The sequence below is a fragment of the Actinocorallia sp. B10E7 genome (assembly GCF_039871655.1).
Taxonomy (GTDB): Bacteria; Actinomycetota; Actinomycetes; order Streptosporangiales; family Streptosporangiaceae; genus Actinocorallia.
Genome location: NZ_JBDPLZ010000009.1, coordinates 99,215 through 116,508 on the forward strand (window position 1 = coordinate 99,215; position 17,294 = coordinate 116,508).

General features: G+C 66.7%; 28 protein-coding genes. 27 read left to right on the forward strand and 1 reads right to left on the reverse strand.

Annotation, left to right across the window (positions count from 1 at the left end; translation table 11 throughout):
- The first annotated feature begins 11 nt into the window (after positions 1 to 11).
- The 27 genes from fusA to ABGB12_RS27355 all read left to right on the forward strand — a co-directional run bounded on the left by fusA (position 12) and on the right by ABGB12_RS27355 (position 16,620).
- Positions 12 to 2,123: an elongation factor G gene (gene fusA / locus ABGB12_RS27225; RefSeq protein ID WP_347682316.1), complete on the forward strand. Its 2,112-nt coding sequence runs from the start codon at positions 12 to 14 to the stop codon at positions 2,121 to 2,123.
- 65 nt (positions 2,124 to 2,188) lie between these two features.
- On the forward strand, positions 2,189 to 3,382 hold the full coding sequence (gene tuf / locus ABGB12_RS27230) for an elongation factor Tu (RefSeq protein ID WP_347682317.1): 1,194 nt from the start codon (positions 2,189 to 2,191) through the stop codon (positions 3,380 to 3,382).
- A gap of 211 nt (positions 3,383 to 3,593) precedes the next feature.
- Complete coding sequence (gene rpsJ / locus ABGB12_RS27235) at positions 3,594 to 3,902, forward strand: 30S ribosomal protein S10 (protein ID WP_012854632.1); 309 nt, start codon at positions 3,594 to 3,596, stop codon at positions 3,900 to 3,902.
- Between the two features lie 13 nt (positions 3,903 to 3,915).
- Complete coding sequence (rplC, locus tag ABGB12_RS27240; RefSeq protein WP_347682318.1) at positions 3,916 to 4,572, forward strand: 50S ribosomal protein L3; 657 nt, start codon at positions 3,916 to 3,918, stop codon at positions 4,570 to 4,572.
- Entirely contained in the window at positions 4,569 to 5,174 is a 606-nt protein-coding gene (gene rplD, locus ABGB12_RS27245) for a 50S ribosomal protein L4 (RefSeq protein ID WP_347682319.1), read from the forward strand. Before rplC ends, rplD begins: the two co-directional genes overlap by 4 nt.
- A complete protein-coding gene (gene rplW / locus ABGB12_RS27250) occupies positions 5,171 to 5,470 on the forward strand; it encodes a 50S ribosomal protein L23 (RefSeq protein WP_347682320.1) in 300 nt (99 codons plus the stop codon). Before rplD ends, rplW begins: the two co-directional genes overlap by 4 nt.
- Positions 5,471 to 5,508: 38 nt before the next feature.
- Entirely contained in the window at positions 5,509 to 6,342 is an 834-nt protein-coding gene (rplB, locus tag ABGB12_RS27255) for a 50S ribosomal protein L2 (RefSeq protein ID WP_347682321.1), read from the forward strand.
- Positions 6,343 to 6,350: 8 nt separating this feature from the next.
- On the forward strand, positions 6,351 to 6,632 hold the full coding sequence (gene rpsS, locus ABGB12_RS27260; protein WP_347682322.1) for a 30S ribosomal protein S19: 282 nt from the start codon (positions 6,351 to 6,353) through the stop codon (positions 6,630 to 6,632).
- 28 nt (positions 6,633 to 6,660) lie between these two features.
- Positions 6,661 to 7,032: a 50S ribosomal protein L22 gene (gene rplV / locus ABGB12_RS27265; RefSeq protein ID WP_347682323.1), complete on the forward strand. Its 372-nt coding sequence runs from the start codon at positions 6,661 to 6,663 to the stop codon at positions 7,030 to 7,032.
- Positions 7,032 to 7,871, forward strand: coding sequence for a 30S ribosomal protein S3 (gene rpsC / locus ABGB12_RS27270; RefSeq protein WP_347682324.1), 840 nt, complete (start codon positions 7,032 to 7,034; stop codon positions 7,869 to 7,871). Before rplV ends, rpsC begins: the two co-directional genes overlap by 1 nt.
- A 5-nt stretch (positions 7,872 to 7,876) precedes the next feature.
- The gene (rplP, locus tag ABGB12_RS27275) at positions 7,877 to 8,293 is read left to right on the forward strand and encodes a 50S ribosomal protein L16 (protein WP_106402397.1); all 417 of its coding nucleotides are present in this window, start codon (positions 7,877 to 7,879) and stop codon (positions 8,291 to 8,293) included.
- Complete coding sequence (gene rpmC / locus ABGB12_RS27280; protein ID WP_347682325.1) at positions 8,293 to 8,523, forward strand: 50S ribosomal protein L29; 231 nt, start codon at positions 8,293 to 8,295, stop codon at positions 8,521 to 8,523. Before rplP ends, rpmC begins: the two co-directional genes overlap by 1 nt.
- Positions 8,520 to 8,798: a 30S ribosomal protein S17 gene (gene rpsQ / locus ABGB12_RS27285; protein WP_106402399.1), complete on the forward strand. Its 279-nt coding sequence runs from the start codon at positions 8,520 to 8,522 to the stop codon at positions 8,796 to 8,798. The genes rpmC and rpsQ overlap by 4 nt, the downstream gene beginning before the upstream one ends.
- A 135-nt stretch (positions 8,799 to 8,933) precedes the next feature.
- Entirely contained in the window at positions 8,934 to 9,302 is a 369-nt protein-coding gene (gene rplN / locus ABGB12_RS27290; protein ID WP_106402400.1) for a 50S ribosomal protein L14, read from the forward strand.
- Positions 9,302 to 9,604, forward strand: coding sequence for a 50S ribosomal protein L24 (gene rplX, locus ABGB12_RS27295; protein WP_347682326.1), 303 nt, complete (start codon positions 9,302 to 9,304; stop codon positions 9,602 to 9,604). Before rplN ends, rplX begins: the two co-directional genes overlap by 1 nt.
- A gap of 2 nt (positions 9,605 to 9,606) precedes the next feature.
- Positions 9,607 to 10,176 (forward strand): 50S ribosomal protein L5, encoded by a 570-nt coding sequence (rplE, locus tag ABGB12_RS27300; RefSeq protein WP_347682327.1) that lies wholly within the window; start codon positions 9,607 to 9,609, stop codon positions 10,174 to 10,176.
- Positions 10,177 to 10,178: 2 nt separating this feature from the next.
- Positions 10,179 to 10,364, forward strand: a complete 186-nt coding sequence (locus ABGB12_RS27305; protein WP_106402403.1) for a type Z 30S ribosomal protein S14 — start codon at positions 10,179 to 10,181, stop codon at positions 10,362 to 10,364.
- Between the two features lie 197 nt (positions 10,365 to 10,561).
- The gene (gene rpsH, locus ABGB12_RS27310) at positions 10,562 to 10,960 is read left to right on the forward strand and encodes a 30S ribosomal protein S8 (RefSeq protein WP_347682328.1); all 399 of its coding nucleotides are present in this window, start codon (positions 10,562 to 10,564) and stop codon (positions 10,958 to 10,960) included.
- 17 nt (positions 10,961 to 10,977) lie between these two features.
- Positions 10,978 to 11,514 carry a 50S ribosomal protein L6 gene (rplF, locus tag ABGB12_RS27315; RefSeq protein ID WP_347682329.1) on the forward strand — a complete coding sequence of 179 codons (537 nt, stop codon included), beginning with the start codon at positions 10,978 to 10,980 and terminating at the stop codon, positions 11,512 to 11,514.
- Positions 11,515 to 11,516: 2 nt separating this feature from the next.
- Entirely contained in the window at positions 11,517 to 11,903 is a 387-nt protein-coding gene (gene rplR, locus ABGB12_RS27320; RefSeq protein WP_347682330.1) for a 50S ribosomal protein L18, read from the forward strand.
- Between the two features lie 34 nt (positions 11,904 to 11,937).
- Positions 11,938 to 12,576 carry a 30S ribosomal protein S5 gene (rpsE, locus tag ABGB12_RS27325; RefSeq protein WP_347682331.1) on the forward strand — a complete coding sequence of 213 codons (639 nt, stop codon included), beginning with the start codon at positions 11,938 to 11,940 and terminating at the stop codon, positions 12,574 to 12,576.
- A complete protein-coding gene (rpmD, locus tag ABGB12_RS27330; protein ID WP_347682332.1) occupies positions 12,573 to 12,758 on the forward strand; it encodes a 50S ribosomal protein L30 in 186 nt (61 codons plus the stop codon). Before rpsE ends, rpmD begins: the two co-directional genes overlap by 4 nt.
- Positions 12,755 to 13,201 (forward strand): 50S ribosomal protein L15, encoded by a 447-nt coding sequence (rplO, locus tag ABGB12_RS27335; protein WP_347682333.1) that lies wholly within the window; start codon positions 12,755 to 12,757, stop codon positions 13,199 to 13,201. The genes rpmD and rplO overlap by 4 nt, the downstream gene beginning before the upstream one ends.
- Before the next feature lie 151 nt (positions 13,202 to 13,352).
- Positions 13,353 to 14,654, forward strand: coding sequence for a preprotein translocase subunit SecY (gene secY / locus ABGB12_RS27340; RefSeq protein WP_347682334.1), 1,302 nt, complete (start codon positions 13,353 to 13,355; stop codon positions 14,652 to 14,654).
- Entirely contained in the window at positions 14,654 to 15,295 is a 642-nt protein-coding gene (locus tag ABGB12_RS27345) for an adenylate kinase (RefSeq protein ID WP_347682335.1), read from the forward strand. Before secY ends, ABGB12_RS27345 begins: the two co-directional genes overlap by 1 nt.
- Positions 15,296 to 15,324: 29 nt before the next feature.
- Positions 15,325 to 16,140, forward strand: a complete 816-nt coding sequence (map, locus tag ABGB12_RS27350; protein WP_347682336.1) for a type I methionyl aminopeptidase — start codon at positions 15,325 to 15,327, stop codon at positions 16,138 to 16,140.
- 30 nt (positions 16,141 to 16,170) lie between these two features.
- Positions 16,171 to 16,620 carry a DUF1707 domain-containing protein gene (locus ABGB12_RS27355; protein WP_347682337.1) on the forward strand — a complete coding sequence of 150 codons (450 nt, stop codon included), beginning with the start codon at positions 16,171 to 16,173 and terminating at the stop codon, positions 16,618 to 16,620.
- Positions 16,621 to 16,642: 22 nt separating this feature from the next.
- Here ABGB12_RS27355 and ABGB12_RS27360 read toward each other — a convergent pair whose 3' ends face one another.
- Positions 16,643 to 17,188, reverse strand: a complete 546-nt coding sequence (locus ABGB12_RS27360) for a hypothetical protein (RefSeq protein ID WP_347682338.1) — start codon at positions 17,186 to 17,188, stop codon at positions 16,643 to 16,645.
- Positions 17,189 to 17,294: the final 106 nt, after the last annotated feature.

The window sequence follows — 17,294 nt, forward strand, 5'->3', positions numbered from 1 at the left end:
ACGCGAGCACCATGGCTGCTAAGACCGGTGTGGACCTTTCCAAGGTCCGCAACATCGGGATCATGGCCCACATCGACGCCGGCAAGACCACGACGACTGAGCGCATCCTCTACTACACGGGGATGAGCTACAAGATCGGCGAGGTCCACGACGGCGCTGCCACCACCGACTGGATGGAGCAGGAGCAGGAGCGGGGCATCACCATCACCTCCGCCGCCGTGACCTGCAAGTGGCCGGTCGACGAGGTCCAGCACACCATCAACATCATCGACACCCCCGGCCACGTCGACTTCACCGTCGAGGTGGAGCGCTCGCTGCGCGTCCTCGACGGCGCCGTGACCGTCTTCGACGGTGTGGCCGGTGTCGAGCCGCAGTCCGAGACCGTGTGGCGTCAGGCCGACCGCTACGGCGTTCCGCGCATCTGCTTCGTCAACAAGCTGGACCGCACCGGCGCCAACTTCCAGCGCTGCGTCGACATGATCGTCAACCGCCTCAACGCGGTTCCGCTGGTCATGCAGTTGCCGATCGGCGCCGAGGCGGACTTCCAGGGCGTCATCGACCTGGTGAAGCTGAAGGCCCTGGTCTGGAACGCCGAGGCCAAGCTGGGCGAGATGTACAGCGAGGTCGACGTCCCGGCCGACATGCTCGAAGAGGCCGAGGCCGCGCAGGCTCAGCTCATCGAGACTCTCGCCGAGAACGACGACGAGATCATGGAGCTGTACCTCGAGGGCGAGACCCCCGGCGTCGAGCAGATCCGGGAGGGCGTCCGCCGGGCGACCCTCGCGGCCAAGCTCACCCCCGTGTTCTGCGGCACCGCCTTCAAGAACAAGGGTGTGCAGCCGCTGCTGGACGCCATCGTGCGCTACCTGCCGTCGCCGCTGGACATCGAGGCGATCGAGGGCCACAAGATGGGCGACGAGGAGACCGTCATCGCTCGCAAGCCGAGCGAGGACGAGCCCTTCTCCGGCCTGGCCTTCAAGATCATGTCCGACCCGCACCTGGGCAAGCTGACCTTCGTCCGCGTCTACTCCGGCGTGCTCGAGTCCGGCTCGTCCGTCCTGAACTCCGTTCGGGACAAGAAGGAGCGGATCGGCAAGATCTACCGGATGCACGCCAACAAGCGCGAGGAGATCGACCGCGTGGGCGCCGGCGACATCGTCGCCGTCATGGGTCTCAAGCAGACCACCACCGGTGAGACGCTCTGCGACGACAAGAACCCCGTCGTCCTGGAGTCGATGACCTTCCCCGCGCCGGTCATCCACGTGGCCGTCGAGCCCAAGACCAAGGCCGACCAGCAGAAGCTGGGCACCGCGATCCAGCGGCTGGCCGAGGAGGACCCGTCCTTCCAGGTCCGCACGGACGAGGAGACCGGTCAGACGATCATCTCCGGCATGGGCGAGCTCCACCTGGAGATCCTGGTCGACCGGATGAAGCGCGAGTTCAAGGTCGACGCCAACGTGGGTCGCCCGCAGGTCGCCTACCGTGAGTCGATCACCAAGAAGGTCGAGAAGGTCGAGTACACCCACAAGAAGCAGACGGGTGGCTCCGGCCAGTTCGGCCGCGTGATCATCACGCTGGAGCCGATCGGCGGCGGCAGCGACGGCTACGAGTTCGAGAACAAGGTCACCGGTGGCCGCATCCCGCGGGAGTACATCCCGTCGGTGGACGCGGGTTGCCAGGAGGCCGCCGAGTTCGGTGTCCTCGCGGGCTTCCCGATGGTGGGTGTGAAGGTCACCCTCCTCGACGGCGCCTACCACGAGGTGGACTCCTCGGAAATGGCGTTCAAGGTCGCCGGTTCGATGGCGTTCAAGGAGGCTGCTCGCAGGGCCGCCCCGACGCTGCTCGAGCCGATGATGGCGGTCGAGGTCACCACGCCCGAGGAGAACATGGGCGACGTGATCGGCGACCTCAACAGCCGTCGCGGCCAGATCCAGGCCATGGACGAGGCTTACGGCGCCCGGGTCGTCAAGGCGCTCGTGCCCCTCTCCGAGATGTTCGGCTACGTGGGTGACCTGCGCAGCAAGACCCAGGGCCGGGCTGTTTTCACCCAGCAGTTCGATTCCTACGCGGAGGTTCCCTCGAACGTCGCGCAGGAGATCATCGCCAAGGCCAAGGGCGAGTAGCTCCGGGCTCCGGCACCACATAGCCAACTGTCAATACGTACGTCAGAATCACTGAGGAGAACCTCGTGGCGAAGGCCAAGTTCGAGCGGACGAAGCCGCACGTAAACATCGGCACCATCGGTCACATCGACCACGGTAAGACCACCCTTACCGCGGCGATCACCAAGGTGCTGCACGACGCCTACCCGGACGTCAACCCGTTCACGCCGTTCGAGGACATCGACAAGGCTCCCGAGGAGCGCGAGCGCGGTATCACCATCTCGATCGCGCACGTCGAGTACCAGACCGAGTCGCGGCACTACGCCCACGTGGACTGCCCGGGCCACGCGGACTACGTCAAGAACATGATCACCGGTGCCGCCCAGATGGACGGCGCGATCCTGGTCGTGGCCGCCACCGACGGCCCGATGCCGCAGACCCGGGAGCACGTGCTCCTGGCCCGCCAGGTCGGCGTGCCCTACATCGTCGTCGCCCTGAACAAGTGCGACATGGTCGACGACGAGGAGATCCTGGAGCTCGTCGAGCTCGAGGTCCGCGAGCTGCTGAGCAGCCAGGAGTTCCCGGGCGACGACCTGCCGGTCGTGCGCGTCTCGGCCTACCAGGCGCTGCAGGGCGACGAGAAGTGGGCCCAGTCCATCCTCGAGCTCATGAAGGCCGTGGACGAGAACGTCCCGCAGCCCGAGCGTGAGACCGACAAGCCGTTCCTGATGCCGATCGAGGACGTCTTCTCGATCACCGGTCGTGGCACCGTCGTCACCGGCCGTATCGAGCGCGGTGTCGTCAACGTCAACGAGGTCGTCGACATCATCGGCATCAAGGAGAAGAGCACCTCCACCACCGTCACCGGTGTGGAGATGTTCCGCAAGCTCCTCGACCAGGGCCAGGCGGGCGACAACGTCGGCCTCCTGCTGCGCGGCATCAAGCGCGAGGACGTCGAGCGCGGCCAGTGTGTCATCAAGCCGGGCACCAACACCCCGCACACCGAGTTCGAGGCCCAGGTCTACATCCTGGGCAAGGACGAGGGCGGCCGCCACACCCCGTTCTTCAACAACTACCGCCCGCAGTTCTACTTCCGCACCACCGACGTGACCGGTGTCGTCAACCTCCCCGAGGGTGTCGAGATGGTCATGCCGGGCGACAACACCGAGATGCGCGTCGAGCTCATCCAGCCGGTCGCCATGGAAGAGGGTCTGAAGTTCGCCATCCGTGAGGGTGGCCGGACGGTCGGCGCGGGTCGCGTCACCAAGATCATCAAGTAAGCAGCACCACATATGTGACCGCGGGGGAGTGCCCCGTTCCGGCGGAAGGTACCCCCGCGGTTGCATATCATTGAACCTTGCCCCACGGCAGGGGCACGTGCGAGTGCGCGAGCACTCGCTTTGACACGTCAGCCCGCCTCTCGCGAGAGCGGGAGGTATAAGCGGGGAGTCCACACTCCTCGCTTGAGCAGCAAAGGATACCGAGGGCACCATGGCGGGACAGAAGATCCGCATCCGGCTCAAGGCCTACGACCACGAGGTCATTGACAGCTCGGCGAAGAAGATCGTTGAGACGGTGACGCGGACGGGCGCCAAGGTCGCCGGCCCGGTACCGCTGCCGACCGAGAAGAACGTGTACTGCGTCATCCGCTCGCCGCACAAGTACAAGGACAGCCGCGAGCACTTCGAGATGCGCACGCACAAGCGGCTGATCGACATCATCGACCCCACCCCCAAGACGGTTGACTCGCTGATGCGGCTCGACCTCCCCGCGGGCGTGGACATCGAGATCAAGCTCTGAGGATCGACATCACATGAGCACCAACAGGAAGGGCGTCCTGGGCGAGAAGCTCGGGATGACCCAGGTCTACGACGATGAGGGCCGGATCGTTCCGGTGACCGTCGTCCTCGCCGGACCGAACGTCGTCACGCAGGTCCGCTCGACCGAGAAGGACGGCTACAACGCCGTGCAGCTCGGCTTCGGGCAGATCGACCCGCGTAAGGTCAACAAGCCGCTTGCGGGGCACTTCGAGAAGGCCGGCGTCACGCCGCGCCGCTACCTCGTCGAGCTGCGCACCGATGATGCCGCCGAGTACACGCCCGGTCAGGAGGTCCTGGCCTCGACCTTCGAGGCGGGCCAGAAGATCGACGTGACCGGCACCAGCAAGGGCAAGGGCTTCGCCGGTGTCATGAAGCGTCACGGCTTCGCCGGTCTGGGCGCCGGACACGGCGTGCAGCGCAAGCACCGCTCGCCCGGCTCCATCGGCGGCTGCGCGACTCCCGGTCGCGTCTTCAAGGGCCTGCGCATGGCCGGCCGCATGGGCTCGGCGCGCAAGACCATCCAGAACCTCACCGTGCACTCCGTGGACGCCGAGAAGAACCTCATCCTGATCAAGGGTGCGGTCCCCGGCCCGAACGGCGGCCTGGTCCTGGTCCGTAACGCTGTGAAGAAGATGGAGGCCCAGTCATGACGAAGGTCAACGTCGAACTGGCACCCGAGATCTTCGAGGCCAAGGTCAACGTCCCGCTGATCCACCAGGTCGTGGTGGCCCAGCTCGCGGCCGCCCGCCAGGGCACGCACAAGACCAAGACCCGTGGCGAGGTCCGTGGTGGCGGCAAGAAGCCGTACCGGCAGAAGGGCACCGGCCGCGCTCGTCAGGGCTCGACCCGCGCGCCGCAGTTCGCCGGCGGTGGCACCGTCCACGGCCCGCAGCCGCGTGACTACGCCCAGAAGACCCCGAAGAAGATGAAGGCGGCCGCGCTGCGCGGCGCGCTGAGCGACCGGGCCCGTGCCGGCCAGGTCCACGTCGTCGGCGCCCTGGTCGAGGGGGACACCCCCCGGACCAAGACCGCGGTCAAGGCGCTGCGCGAGGTCACTCAGGCCACCCGCGTCCTGCTGGTCCTGGACCGCGAGGACGACCTGACCTGGAAGTCGCTGCGCAACGAGCCGAGCGTGCACGTCATCGTCGCCGACCAGCTGAACACCTACGACGTCATGGTCAATGACGACGTCGTGTTCACCGAGAAGGGCTACGAGGAGTTCCTCGCCCACGCCAAGGGGAGTGCGAAGTGAGCAGGATCTACGACCCTCGGGACATTCTTCTCGCGCCGGTCGTGTCCGAGAAGTCCTACGGGCTGCTGGACGAGGGCAAGTACACGTTCCTCGTCGACCCCAGCGCTGACAAAGTCCAGATCCGCCAGGCGGTGGAGCAGGTCTTCGGCGTCAAGGTCGTCGGCGTGAACACGATCAACCGGCCGGGCAAGCGCAAGCGGACCCGCTACGGCTACGGCAAGCGCAAGGACACCAAGCGCGCCATCGTCAGCCTGGCGGAGGGCGAGCGGATCGACATTTTCGGGCCGCAGGCCTAAGGGCTCTGGCACCGAACTGGATGGGATGAACGAAAAAGATGGGCATCCGTAAGTACAAGCCGACGACTCCGGGTCGTCGTGGCTCCAGCGTGGCCGACTTCGTCGAGGTCACGCGCAGCGAGCCGGAGAAGTCGCTGCTGCGACCGCTCCCCAAGAAGGGCGGCCGTAACAACCACGGCCGCATCACCACCCGCCACCAGGGTGGCGGGCACAAGCGCGCCTACCGCCTCATCGACTTCCGTCGGGCGGACAAGGACGGCGTTCCCGCCAAGGTCGCGCACATCGAGTACGACCCCAACCGGACCGCGCGCATCGCGCTGCTGCACTACGCGGACGGTGAGAAGCGCTACATCCTGGCCCCGCAGGGCCTGCGGCAGGGTGACGCGGTGGAGAACGGCGCCGGCGCCGACATCAAGCCCGGCAACTGCCTCCCGCTGCGCAACATCCCGGCCGGTACCGTGGTGCACGCGATCGAGCTGCGTCCGGGCGGCGGCGCCAAGCTGGCCCGCTCCGCCGGTTCCGGCGCGCAGCTGCTGGCCAAGGAGGGCATGTACGCCACGCTGCGCATGCCGTCCGGCGAAATGCGCAAGGTCGACGTCCGGTGCCGCGCGACGGTGGGCGAGGTCGGCAACGCCGAGCAGTCCAACATCAACTGGGGCAAGGCCGGCCGTATGCGGTGGAAGGGCAAGCGCCCGACCGTCCGTGGTGTGGCCATGAACCCGATCGACCACCCGCACGGTGGTGGTGAGGGCAAGACCTCCGGTGGACGCCACCCGGTCAGCCCGTGGGGCCAGAAGGAAGGCCGGACCCGTAAGCCCGGCAAGCCCAGCGACAAGCTGATCGTCCGTCGTCGCAGCAACAAGAAGCGGTAGGAGTCGTCATGCCACGTAGCCTGAAGAAGGGGCCCTTCGTGGACGACCACCTGATGAAAAAGGTGGAAGTCCAGAACGAGAAGGGGACCCACAACGTCATCAAGACGTGGTCGCGGCGCTCCATGATCGTGCCGGAGATGATCGGTCACACGATCGCCGTGCACGACGGCCGCAAGCACGTCCCGGTGTTCATCAGCGAGGCGATGGTCGGGCACAAGCTGGGCGAGTTCGCGCTCACCCGCACGTTCCGCAGCCACGTCAAGGAAGACCGCCGCAGCCGCCGAGGCTGAGCGCAGCAATCAGATGAGAGGAACAGTCATGGAAGCCAGGGCCCAGGCGCGGTTCATCCGCGTCACGCCCAGGAAGGCCCGCCGTGTGGTGGACCTCATTCGTGGCCTGCCGGCCGCGGAGGCTCAGGCTGTGCTGCGCTTCGCCCCCCAGGCAGCCAGCGAGCCGGTCGGCAAGGTGCTCGACAGCGCCATCGCCAACGCCACCCACAACTTCAACCTGCCGCAGGACACGCTCGTCGTGGCCCGCACCTGGGTTGACGAGGGCCCGACCCTGAAGCGGTTCCGTCCGCGTGCCCAGGGTCGTGCGTACCGCATCAACAAGCGCACCAGCCACATCACCGTGGTTCTCGAATCCGTCGAGGACGGCGCGCCGGTCAAGAAGACAAGGAGGGCCCGGTAGTGGGGCAGAAGATCAACCCGCACGGGTTCCGCCTGGGCATCACGACCGACTTCAAGAGCCGTTGGTACGCCGACAAGCTCTACAAGGACTACATCAAGGAAGACGTCGCGATCCGGCGCATGCTCACCAAGGGCATGGACCGGGCGGGCATCTCCAAGGTGGAGATCGAGCGCACCCGTGACCGCGTCCGCGTCGACATCCACACCGCCCGGCCGGGCATCGTCATCGGCCGCCGCGGCGCGGAGGCCGACCGCATCCGCGGCGACCTGGAGAAGCTGACCGGCAAGCAGGTCCAGCTGAACATCCTCGAGGTCAAGAACCCCGAGATGGACGCGCAGCTGGTCGCCCAGGGCGTGGCCGAGCAGCTGTCCAGCCGTGTCGCGTTCCGTCGCGCCATGCGCAAGGCGATCCAGTCCACGATGAAGTCCGGCGCCAAGGGCATCAAGGTCCAGTGCTCCGGTCGTCTGGGCGGCGCCGAGATGTCCCGGTCGGAGTTCTACCGCGAGGGCCAGGTGCCGCTGCACACCCTGCGCGCGGACATCGACTACGGCTTCTACGAGGCCCGGACCACCTTCGGCCGTATCGGCGTGAAGGTCTGGATCTACAAGGGTGACGCCGCCGCGACCCGCGCCGAGCGCGAGCAGCGGGCCGCCGCCCAGCGCGCCGGCGCCGGTGCCGGCGGCGAGCGCCGCGGTGGCGACCGCCGCGGCAGGGGTGGCGAGCGTCCGGCCCGCGGCGGTGCCCGCCGCGGCGGTGGCGAGCGCGCCCCCCGTCAGCAGAACGCAGAGAACACCGCGCCGGCCGCCCCCGAGGCGACCCAGGCGCCTGAGGGGAGCTGAATTCCATGCTGATCCCTCGCAGGGTCAAGCACCGTAAGCAGCACCACCCGAAGCGCCGGGGAATGGCCAAGGGCGGTACGAAGGTGACCTTTGGCGAGTACGGCATCCAGGCTGTCGAGGGTCACTACGTGACCAACCGGCAGATCGAGTCCGCTCGTATCGCCATGACCCGTCACATCAAGCGTGGTGGCAAGGTGTGGATCAACATCTTCCCGGACCGCCCGCTGACCAAGAAGCCCGCCGAGACCCGCATGGGTTCCGGTAAGGGTTCGCCCGAGTGGTGGATCGCGAACGTCAAGCCCGGCCGGGTCATGTTCGAGCTGTCCTACCCGAACGAAGAGATCGCTCGTGAGGCGCTCACCCGCGCCATCCACAAGCTGCCCATGAAGTGCCGGATCGTGAAGAGGGAGGTGGGCGAGTAATGGCGAGCAAGACCGTCGACGACCTGCGCACCCAGCCCGAGGACGAGCTGGTGACCAAGCTGAAGGAATTCAAGGAGGAGCTGTTCAACCTCCGGTTCCAGGCGGCTACCGGTCAGCTGGAGAACCACGGGCGGCTGCGGACGGTCAAGCGTGAGATCGCCCGCATCTACACCGTGATGCGGGAGCGCGAGCTCGGCATCGTCACCGTTGCCGAGGAGGGCGAGAAGTGAGCGAGACCACCGAGAGCACCGAGGTGCGGGGCAACCGGAAGGTCCGCGAGGGCCTGGTCGTCAGCGACAAGATGGACAAGACCGTCGTCGTCGCCGTCGAGGACCGCGTCAAGCACCGGCTGTACGGCAAGATCATCCGCCGTACCACCAAGTACAAGGCTCACGACGAGGCCAACGCGTGCGGCGTCGGCGACCGGGTCCGCCTGATGGAGACCCGTCCGCTGTCGGCCACCAAGCGCTGGCGCGTCGTCGAGATCCTCGAGAAGGCCAAGTAAAACCGGCCACAAGAACTGGAGACTGCGGGGGGTGATGTTCCGCCCCCCGCACTCCCCCTCGGGCCAGGCCCGGGGGCAAATCCACCAGGCTCCACCCCTGGGTGGAGAACCGGTGAGAACCCACAGGAGTTAGAAGTGATCCAGCAGGAGTCGCGACTCAAGGTCGCCGACAACACCGGTGCAAAGGAGATCCTTTGCATCCGTGTTCTCGGTGGCTCTGGTCGGCGCTATGCGGGCATCGGCGACATCATCGTCGCCACGGTGAAGGACGCCCTTCCCGCGGCCGGTGTGAAGAAGGGCGACGTGGTCAAGGCCGTCGTCGTCCGTACGCGTAAGGAGGTCCGTCGTCCCGACGGCTCCTACATTCGTTTCGACGAGAACGCGGCCGTGCTCATCAAGGACGGCGGGGACCCGCGGGGCACCCGTATCTTCGGCCCGGTCGGCCGCGAGCTGCGCGACAAGAAGTTCATGCGCATCGTCTCGCTCGCGCCGGAGGTGCTGTAATGAAGATTCGCAAGGGCGACGAGGTCGTCATCATCGCCGGTAAGTCCAAGGGCGCCACCGGCAAGGTCATCGCCGTCGACCTGAAGCGCGATCGCGTCACGGTCGAGGGTGCCAACCTCATCAAGAAGAACACCAAGGTGGACGCCCAGGGCAAGGGCGGCGGGATCGTCACCGTCGAGGCGCCGCTGCACGTCAGCAACGTCGCCCTGGTCGAGGACGGCAAGCCGACTCGCGTGGGCTACCGCATCGACGAAGACGGCAAGAAGGTCCGGATCTCGCGTCGCACCGGCAAGGAGATCTGACTATGACCGAGACTTCCGTCGAGATCCCGCAGCCGCGGCTCAAGCTGCGGTACCGCGAGGAGATCCGGACTGCCATGCAGGAGCAGTTCGGTTACGCCAACGTGATGCAGATCCCCGGTCTGACCAAGATCGTGGTGAACATGGGTGTGGGCGAGGCCGCCCGCGACGCCAAGCTGATCGAGGGTGCCGTCAAGGACCTGACCGCCATCACCGGCCAGAAGCCGGCCGTGGCCCGGGCCAAGAAGTCCATCGCGCAGTTCAAGCTGCGCGAGGGCATGCCGATCGGCGCGCACGTCACGCTGCGCGGCGACCGCATGTGGGAGTTCCTGGACCGGCTGCTGAGCCTGGCGCTGCCGCGGATCCGTGACTTCCGCGGCCTGTCGCCCAAGCAGTTCGACGGCAACGGCAACTACACCTTCGGTCTGACCGAGCAGGTCATGTTCCACGAGGTCGACGTCGACAAGGTCGACCGGCAGCGCGGCATGGACATCACCGTCGTGACGACCGCCACGAATGACGAAGAGGGCCGGGCGCTCCTGAAGCTCCTCGGCTTCCCGTTCAAGGAGGCCTGAGAATGGCGAAGACCGCTCTGATCGCCAAGGCTGCTCGCAAGCCGAAGTTCAAGGTGCGCGGCTACACCCGCTGCTCCCGCTGCGGCCGGCCGCACTCCGTCTACCGCAAGTTCGGCCTGTGCCGTGTCTGCTTCCGGGAGATGGCGCACCGGGGCGAGCTGCCCGGCATCACCAAGTCGAGCTGGTAGGAAGAACACGCAGATCACGCATGGCGGCCGCCGATTCGGCGGTCGCGGTGCGGATCGCGTACCGTACGTACAACAGACCGGGCGCCCGATTCTCAGATGGCGCCCATGACCACGCTGTAGGTCCGTAGGGTCCCGATGCCCCCCCGAGGGGTGGGCCGGGGCAGCTGGAAACCGCAGTGAGGGAGGGCCAGCAGGCCATGACGATGACCGACCCGATCGCAGACATGCTCACGCGTCTGCGTAACGCGAACTCGGCATACCACGACACCGTGGCGATGCCGTACTCGAAGATCAAGGCGCACATCTCCGAGATCCTCCAGCAGGAGGGCTACATCTCGGGGTGGCACGTCGAGGATGCCGAAGTCGGCAAGAAGCTCGTGATCGACCTGAAGTTCGGGCCGACCCGCGAGCGCTCCATCGCCGGCATCAAGCGCGTTTCCAAGCCCGGTCTCCGGGTCTACGCGAAGAAGGACAACCTGCCGAAGGTCCTGGGCGGACTGGGCGTCGCGATCATCTCGACGTCCTCCGGCCTCATGACCGACAAGCAGGCCGGCAAGCGCGGCGTGGGCGGCGAAGTCCTCGCCTACGTCTGGTAACGGAAGGAGAATCAGACATGTCACGTATTGGACGTCTGCCGATCTCCGTTCCCGGCGGAGTCGAGGTCAAGATCGATGGCCAGCTGGTCACGGTCAAGGGCCCGAAGGGCACTCTCGAGCACAAGATCGCCGAGCCGATCAAGGCCGAGCTCAGCGACGGTGTGATCACGGTCACCCGTCCCAATGACATCAACACGGTTCGCGGCCTGCACGGCCTGAGCCGCACCTTGATCTTCAACATGATCGTCGGGGTGACCCAGGGTTACGTCAAGACCCTCGAGATCCAGGGCGTCGGTTACCGCGTCGTGGCCAAGGGCAGGGACCTCGAGTTCTCCCTCGGCTACAGCCACCCGATCCTGGTGAAGGCCCCCGAAGGCATCACCTTCACGGTGGAGAAGCCGACCCTGTTCAAGGTCGAGGGCATCGACAAGCAGCAGGTCGGCGAGATCTCTGCGAACATCCGCAAGCTGCGCAAGCCCGACCCGTACAAGGGCAAGGGTGTGCGGTACCAGGGTGAGCAGATCCGCCGCAAGGTCGGAAAGGCTGGTAAGTAGTCATGGCTGGCACCAAGGGCCTGTTCCGGAAGGGAACGAGCAAGCGGGCCTCCTCCCGCAAGCGCCGTCACCTTCGGGTCCGCAAGAAGGTCGTCGGCACGGCTACGCGCCCGCGGCTCATCGTGACCCGTTCCACCAAGCACGTCTTCGTCCAGGTCGTGGACGACACCGTCGGCAAGACGGTCGCGTCCGCCTCGACCATGGAGGCCGCGCTGCGCGCCGCCGAGGGCGACAAGACCGCCAAGTCGCGTGAGGTCGGCAAGCTGGTCGCCGAGCGCGCCAAGGCCGCCGGCGTCGAGGCCGTCGTCTTCGACCGCGCGGGCAACAAGTACCACGGCCGCGTCGCCGCCGTCGCGGACGGCGCTCGTGAGGGGGGTCTCGCACTGTGACCCCCACGATTACGTCTGAGAAGAGGAACCACTAATGGCAGCTGCTCCCAGTCGCGGAGGCGGCCAGGGCGGCGAGCGTCGTCAGGGCGGCCGTGACGGACGTCGTGATGACCGCCGCGGTGGCGCCGACAAGGGCACGTCGTACATCGAGCGCGTCGTCGCGATCAACCGCGTCGCCAAGGTCGTGAAGGGTGGTCGTCGCTTCAGCTTCACCGCCCTCGTGATCGTCGGTGACGGCAACGGCACCGTCGGCGTCGGCTACGGCAAGGCGAAGGAAGTTCCGGCCGCGATCGCCAAGGGCGTGGAAGAGGCCAAGAAGAACTTCTTCAAGGTCCCCAGGATCCAGGGCACCATCCCGCACCTCACCCAGGGCGAGGCCGCCGCGGGCGTCGTGCTGCTCAAGCCGGCCAGCCCCGGTACCGGTGTCATCGCCGGTGGCCCGGTGCGCGCCGTCCTGGAGTGCGCCGGTGTCCACGACGTCCTGTCCAAGTCGCTCGGCTCCTCGAACGCCATCAACATCGTCCACGCGACGGTGACGGCGCTCAAGCAGCTGAAGCGTCCGGAGGAGATCGCGGCCAAGCGCGGCCTGCCGATCGAGGACGTCGCCCCCGCCGCCATGCTGCGGGCCCGTGCCGCCGGCCTGGAGGCCGCGAAGGTCGAGGTGACGTCATGACCCAGCTGAAGATCACGCAGATCAAGTCCGTGATCAGCGAGAAGCAGAACCAGCGGGACTCGCTGCGGACCCTGGGCCTCAAGAAGATCGGCCAGAGCGTCGTTCGCGAGGACAAGCCCGAGGTCGTCGGCCTGATCCGCACCGTTGCCCACCTGGTGAAGGTGGAGGAGGTCGAATCATGAGCGAGGCTCTGAAGGTCCATGACCTCAAGCCGGCTCCGGGCGCCAACAAGAAGAAGACCCGCAAGGGTCGGGGCGAGGCGTCCAAGGGCAAGACCGCCGGTCGCGGTACCAAGGGCACCAAGGCCCGTAACACCGTGCCGGTCGGCTTCGAGGGCGGCCAGATGCCGCTGATCCGCAGGGTTCCGAAGCTCAAGGGCTTCAAGAACCCGAACCGGGTCGAGTTCCAGGTGGTCAACCTGGACAAGCTGGCCGAGCTCTACCCCTCGGGTGGCGAGGTCACCGCTGAGGACCTGGCGGCCAAGGGCGCGGTGCGCTCCGGCCGTCCGGTCAAGATCCTCGGCTCCGGTGAGATCTCCGTGGCGGTCCAGGTGAAGGTCAACGCCTTCTCCGGATCCGCCCAGGAGAAGATCATCGCTGCCGGCGGGTCCGTCGAGCAGGTCTGATTCATGCGGAACCGGGGCTGGCCGTCCAACGTTGGAGGGTCAGCCCCGGCTTCGTCTGCTGTTAGCATTCGACGGGCTCCGACTGTGAGCCACGTCATCGTAAGGCTTCGGTCCATGGTGTCTGACCAGGTAGAAACGCGCAGGAGGAATGGTGCTCACCGCTGTCGCTAGGGCATTTAAGACGCCCGACCTGCGCAAGAAGATACTCTTCACGCTCTTTGTGATCCTCATCTTCCGCATCGGGTCGCTGCTCCCGACCCCGGGAGTGGACGTCGGCGCGGTCAAGGCCGCTCTGGACGCGGCCGAGAGCGGGAGCAACAAGAACCTGTACTCCCTGATCAACCTGTTCAGCGGTGGCGCGCTGCTGAAGCTGTCGGTGTTCGCGCTGGGCATCATGCCCTACATCACCGCGAGCATCATCCTCCAACTGCTCACCGTGGTGATCCCACGCCTGGAGGCTCTCAAGAAGGAGGGCCAGGCCGGCACCACGAAGATCACGCAGTACACCCGGTACCTGACCATCGGACTGGCGATCCTGCAGTCGACCGGCATCGTGGCCATGGCCGCCACCGGCAACCTGTTCCAGGACCAGAGCTCCGGGGACCTGCTCTACAACACCGATGTGTTCACCGTCATCACGATGGTGATCGTGATGACCTCCGGCACCGCCGTGATCATGTGGCTGGGCGAGCTCATCACCGACCGGGGCATCGGCAACGGCATGTCGATCCTGATCTTCACGCAGGTCGTCGCGACGTTCCCGCAGCAGTTCGCGAACATCTTCCGCACCAAGGGCGGCTTCATCTTCACGATCGTGATCCTGGTGGGTCTGGCGATCGTCGCCTCGGTCGTGTTCGTCGAGCAGGCCCAGCGGCGCATCCCGGTGCAGTACGCCAAGCGGATGGTCGGCCGCCGGATGTACGGCGGGACCTCGACCTACATCCCGCTGAAGGTCAACCAGGCCGGCATCATTCCTGTGATCTTCGCCTCTTCGCTGCTCTACCTGCCGCAGCTGGCGGGCCAGCTCTGGCCGAACAACGAGTTCCTCGCGAAGTACGTGCTCAAGTACATGCAGCAGGACAACCCGGTCAACATGGCCGTCACCTTCGGGCTGATCATCTTCTTCACCTACTTCTATGTGGCCATCACCTTCAACCCCACTGAAGTCGCCGACAACATGAAGAAGTACGGTGGTTTCATCCCCGGTATCCGTCCGGGGCGGCCCACGGCTGAGTACCTCGACTACGTGCTCACCCGTATCACCGCTCCTGGCGCGCTCTACCTGGGACTGGTCGCCCTCATCCCGATGGTGGCGTTCGCGCTCATCGACGCCGCGAACGACTTCCCCTTCGGTGGCACCAGCATCCTGATCATCGTCGGCGTTGGGTTGGACACCGTGAAGCAGATCGAATCGCAGCTCCAGCAGCGTAGCTACGAAGGATTCCTCCGCTAGTGCGCATCGTGCTGGTGGGCCCCCCGGGAGCGGGCAAGGGAACTCAGGCCCAGTTCATCGCATCCCATCTGTCGATCCCGAAAATCTCGACAGGTGACATCTTCCGCGCCAACGTGAGCGGCGGAACCGAGCTCGGCGTCCTCGCCAAGCAGTACATGGACAAGGGCGACCTGGTACCGGACGAGGTCACGGTCGCCATGGTCCGGGACCGGATCGCGCAGCCGGACGCCGCGGGCGGCTTCCTGCTCGACGGCTTCCCGCGCAACGTCCCCCAGGCGGAGACGCTGCGCGAGATCCTGGCCGAGACCGGCCAGGGCCTGGACAAGGTCCTTGAACTGGTGGTGGACGAGGAAGAGGTCGTCCGCCGCCTTTCCGGCCGCCGTACCTGCGGCCAGTGCGGCCGTATCTGGCACGTCGACTTCGACGAGGGCCGGGACGACGTGTGCGATGACTGCGGCGGTCAGCTCTTCCAGCGGGACGACGACAAGGAAGAAGTCGTCCGGCACCGTCTCGAGGTCTACAAGGAACAGACCGAGCCTCTCGTGGAGTTCTACGAGAAAGAGGGCATCCTCGTGGGGATCGAAGCCGCCGGAACGGTGGAAGAGGTCACCGCGCGTGCCCTCGCCGCGCTCCGTCCGTAGTAGGACAAGACAGGCAGTAGGGGGGACGGGTGTTCAGAAGGCGGATGCGCATCCAGGTGAAGTCGCCTGAGCAGATCGAGCTCATGCGGGTCGCCGGCCGGCTGGTCGGCGAGACCTTGGCGCTGGTGGCGGCGGCGGTCAAGCCGGGTGTCACGACCAAGGACCTGGACCGGCTGGCCGAGGACAACATCCGCGGCAACGGCGGCATCCCATCCTTCATCGGCGTACCAGGACCGATCACCCCCTTCCCGGCCACTCTGTGCACCTCGGTCAACGAGGAGATCGTCCACTGCATCCCCAGGGACGACCGGGTCCTGGAGGAAGGCGACATCGTCTCGATCGACTGCGGTGCGATCGTGGACGGCTGGCACGGGGACGCCGCCGTCACCGTCCCGGTGGGCGAGGCGGCGCCGGACGTGGCGAAGCTGCTGGAGGTCACCGAAGAGTCCCTGTGGCGGGGTATGGCCGCCTGCAAGGCCGGGGGTAACCTCGGGGACATCGGGCACGCGGTGCAGTCCTACGTTCGCTCTCAGGGCCGCTACGGCATCGTGGAGGGCTACGGCGGGCACGGCATCGGCACCGAGATGCACATGGAGCCCTTCATCCCCAACGTGGGCCGCCGCGGCGGCGGGCTGAAGCTGGGTCCGGGCATGGTGTTCGCGATCGAGCCGATGATCAACCTCGGTGAGCCGGGTACCCACGAACTCGAGGACGGCTGGACCGTCGTCACGGTCGACGGCGCGCCCTCGGCGCACTTTGAGCACACGGTCGCGATCACTCCGGAGGGCCCCCAGGTGCTGACGGCACTTGAGGGCTGGCAGGAACGCATCGCACAATTGCTCTAGTAGCAAACATTTCGCCTAGGGGGAGTACGGATGCCGCAAAACCCTGAGATGCGGGCGTCCGACCGCGACCGTGACCAGTATGCGGAGATCCTGCGGGAGAACTACGCCCAGGGGCGCCTCACCCAGGAAGAGCTGAACGAGCGCCTGGATGCGGTCTACGAGACCAGGACCATGGGCGGACTGCAACAGCTCACCGCCGACCTCCCGGCCCAGGACCTCTACGACCTGCCGCTTCCGGCGGCCAAGGACTCTGTTCCCGCGGTGCGGGTCCCGGGGGAGCTGCAGCGCCCGAGCCAGAGCCTGCGGGCCAGTTGGGCCGCCTGGGGCACGGTCAACATGGTCACCCTGTCCGTCTGGCTGATCGTCTGCTTGGCCAACGGCGAGCTGCTCTTCCCCTGGTTCCTGTGGGTGGCCGGGCCCTGGGGCGCGGTACTGCTGGCGAAGACCCTGTTCGGGACACCCGGCTCGCACGACGGCTGAGGGCGGCGAAGGCGCCTCGCGGTCAAGCGGTGGCGCGGACCGCACGGGTGAGCGCGGCGACCAGGGCCCGCGGATCGGGCGCCAGCTCCGGGACGACCTCGCGCAGGGCGAGCCAGCCGTTGACGGCCCGGGTGGTGGGGCCCGCCTCCTCCAGGACGTGGTCGGCGATCCCGTACCAGGCCGCGACCCGGGACCAGCGCCACAGCCGGTGGGTCTCGGGCGGGGGGAAGCCTCCGGGGCCGCGCTGGCCGGTGCTCGCCATCCGGACCGACTCGAAGGTGCGGCCCACCCGCTCGGCGATCTCCCTGAGGGCCAGCAGCGGATCGGCCTCGGCCCGCCGGATGACGACGCCGGGGACCGCCGTCTCCACCCGGACGATGACCTCGATCATCGCCGCGGCCAGGGAGGGGGCGTCCCAGTGGCACCTGGCCTGGCCGGGCCCGGTCACCTCGGCGGCGGACCTCACACAGGCGACGGTGACGTATCCTTGGGTCCGTTCGAACAATGGATCGAGCTCATGCTCGAACACTGGTCTGCTGAGGACCAGTTCGAAGTCATAAGCCGCCATGGTTGAAACGTACAACGCCCGAGCGTGGTGTGAAAGCCGGTAAGGGTGGTGGCGGTCGCGCGGCGTCACTCCGTACCCGTCTGATTTCGCAATCGGTGGGGTCGTC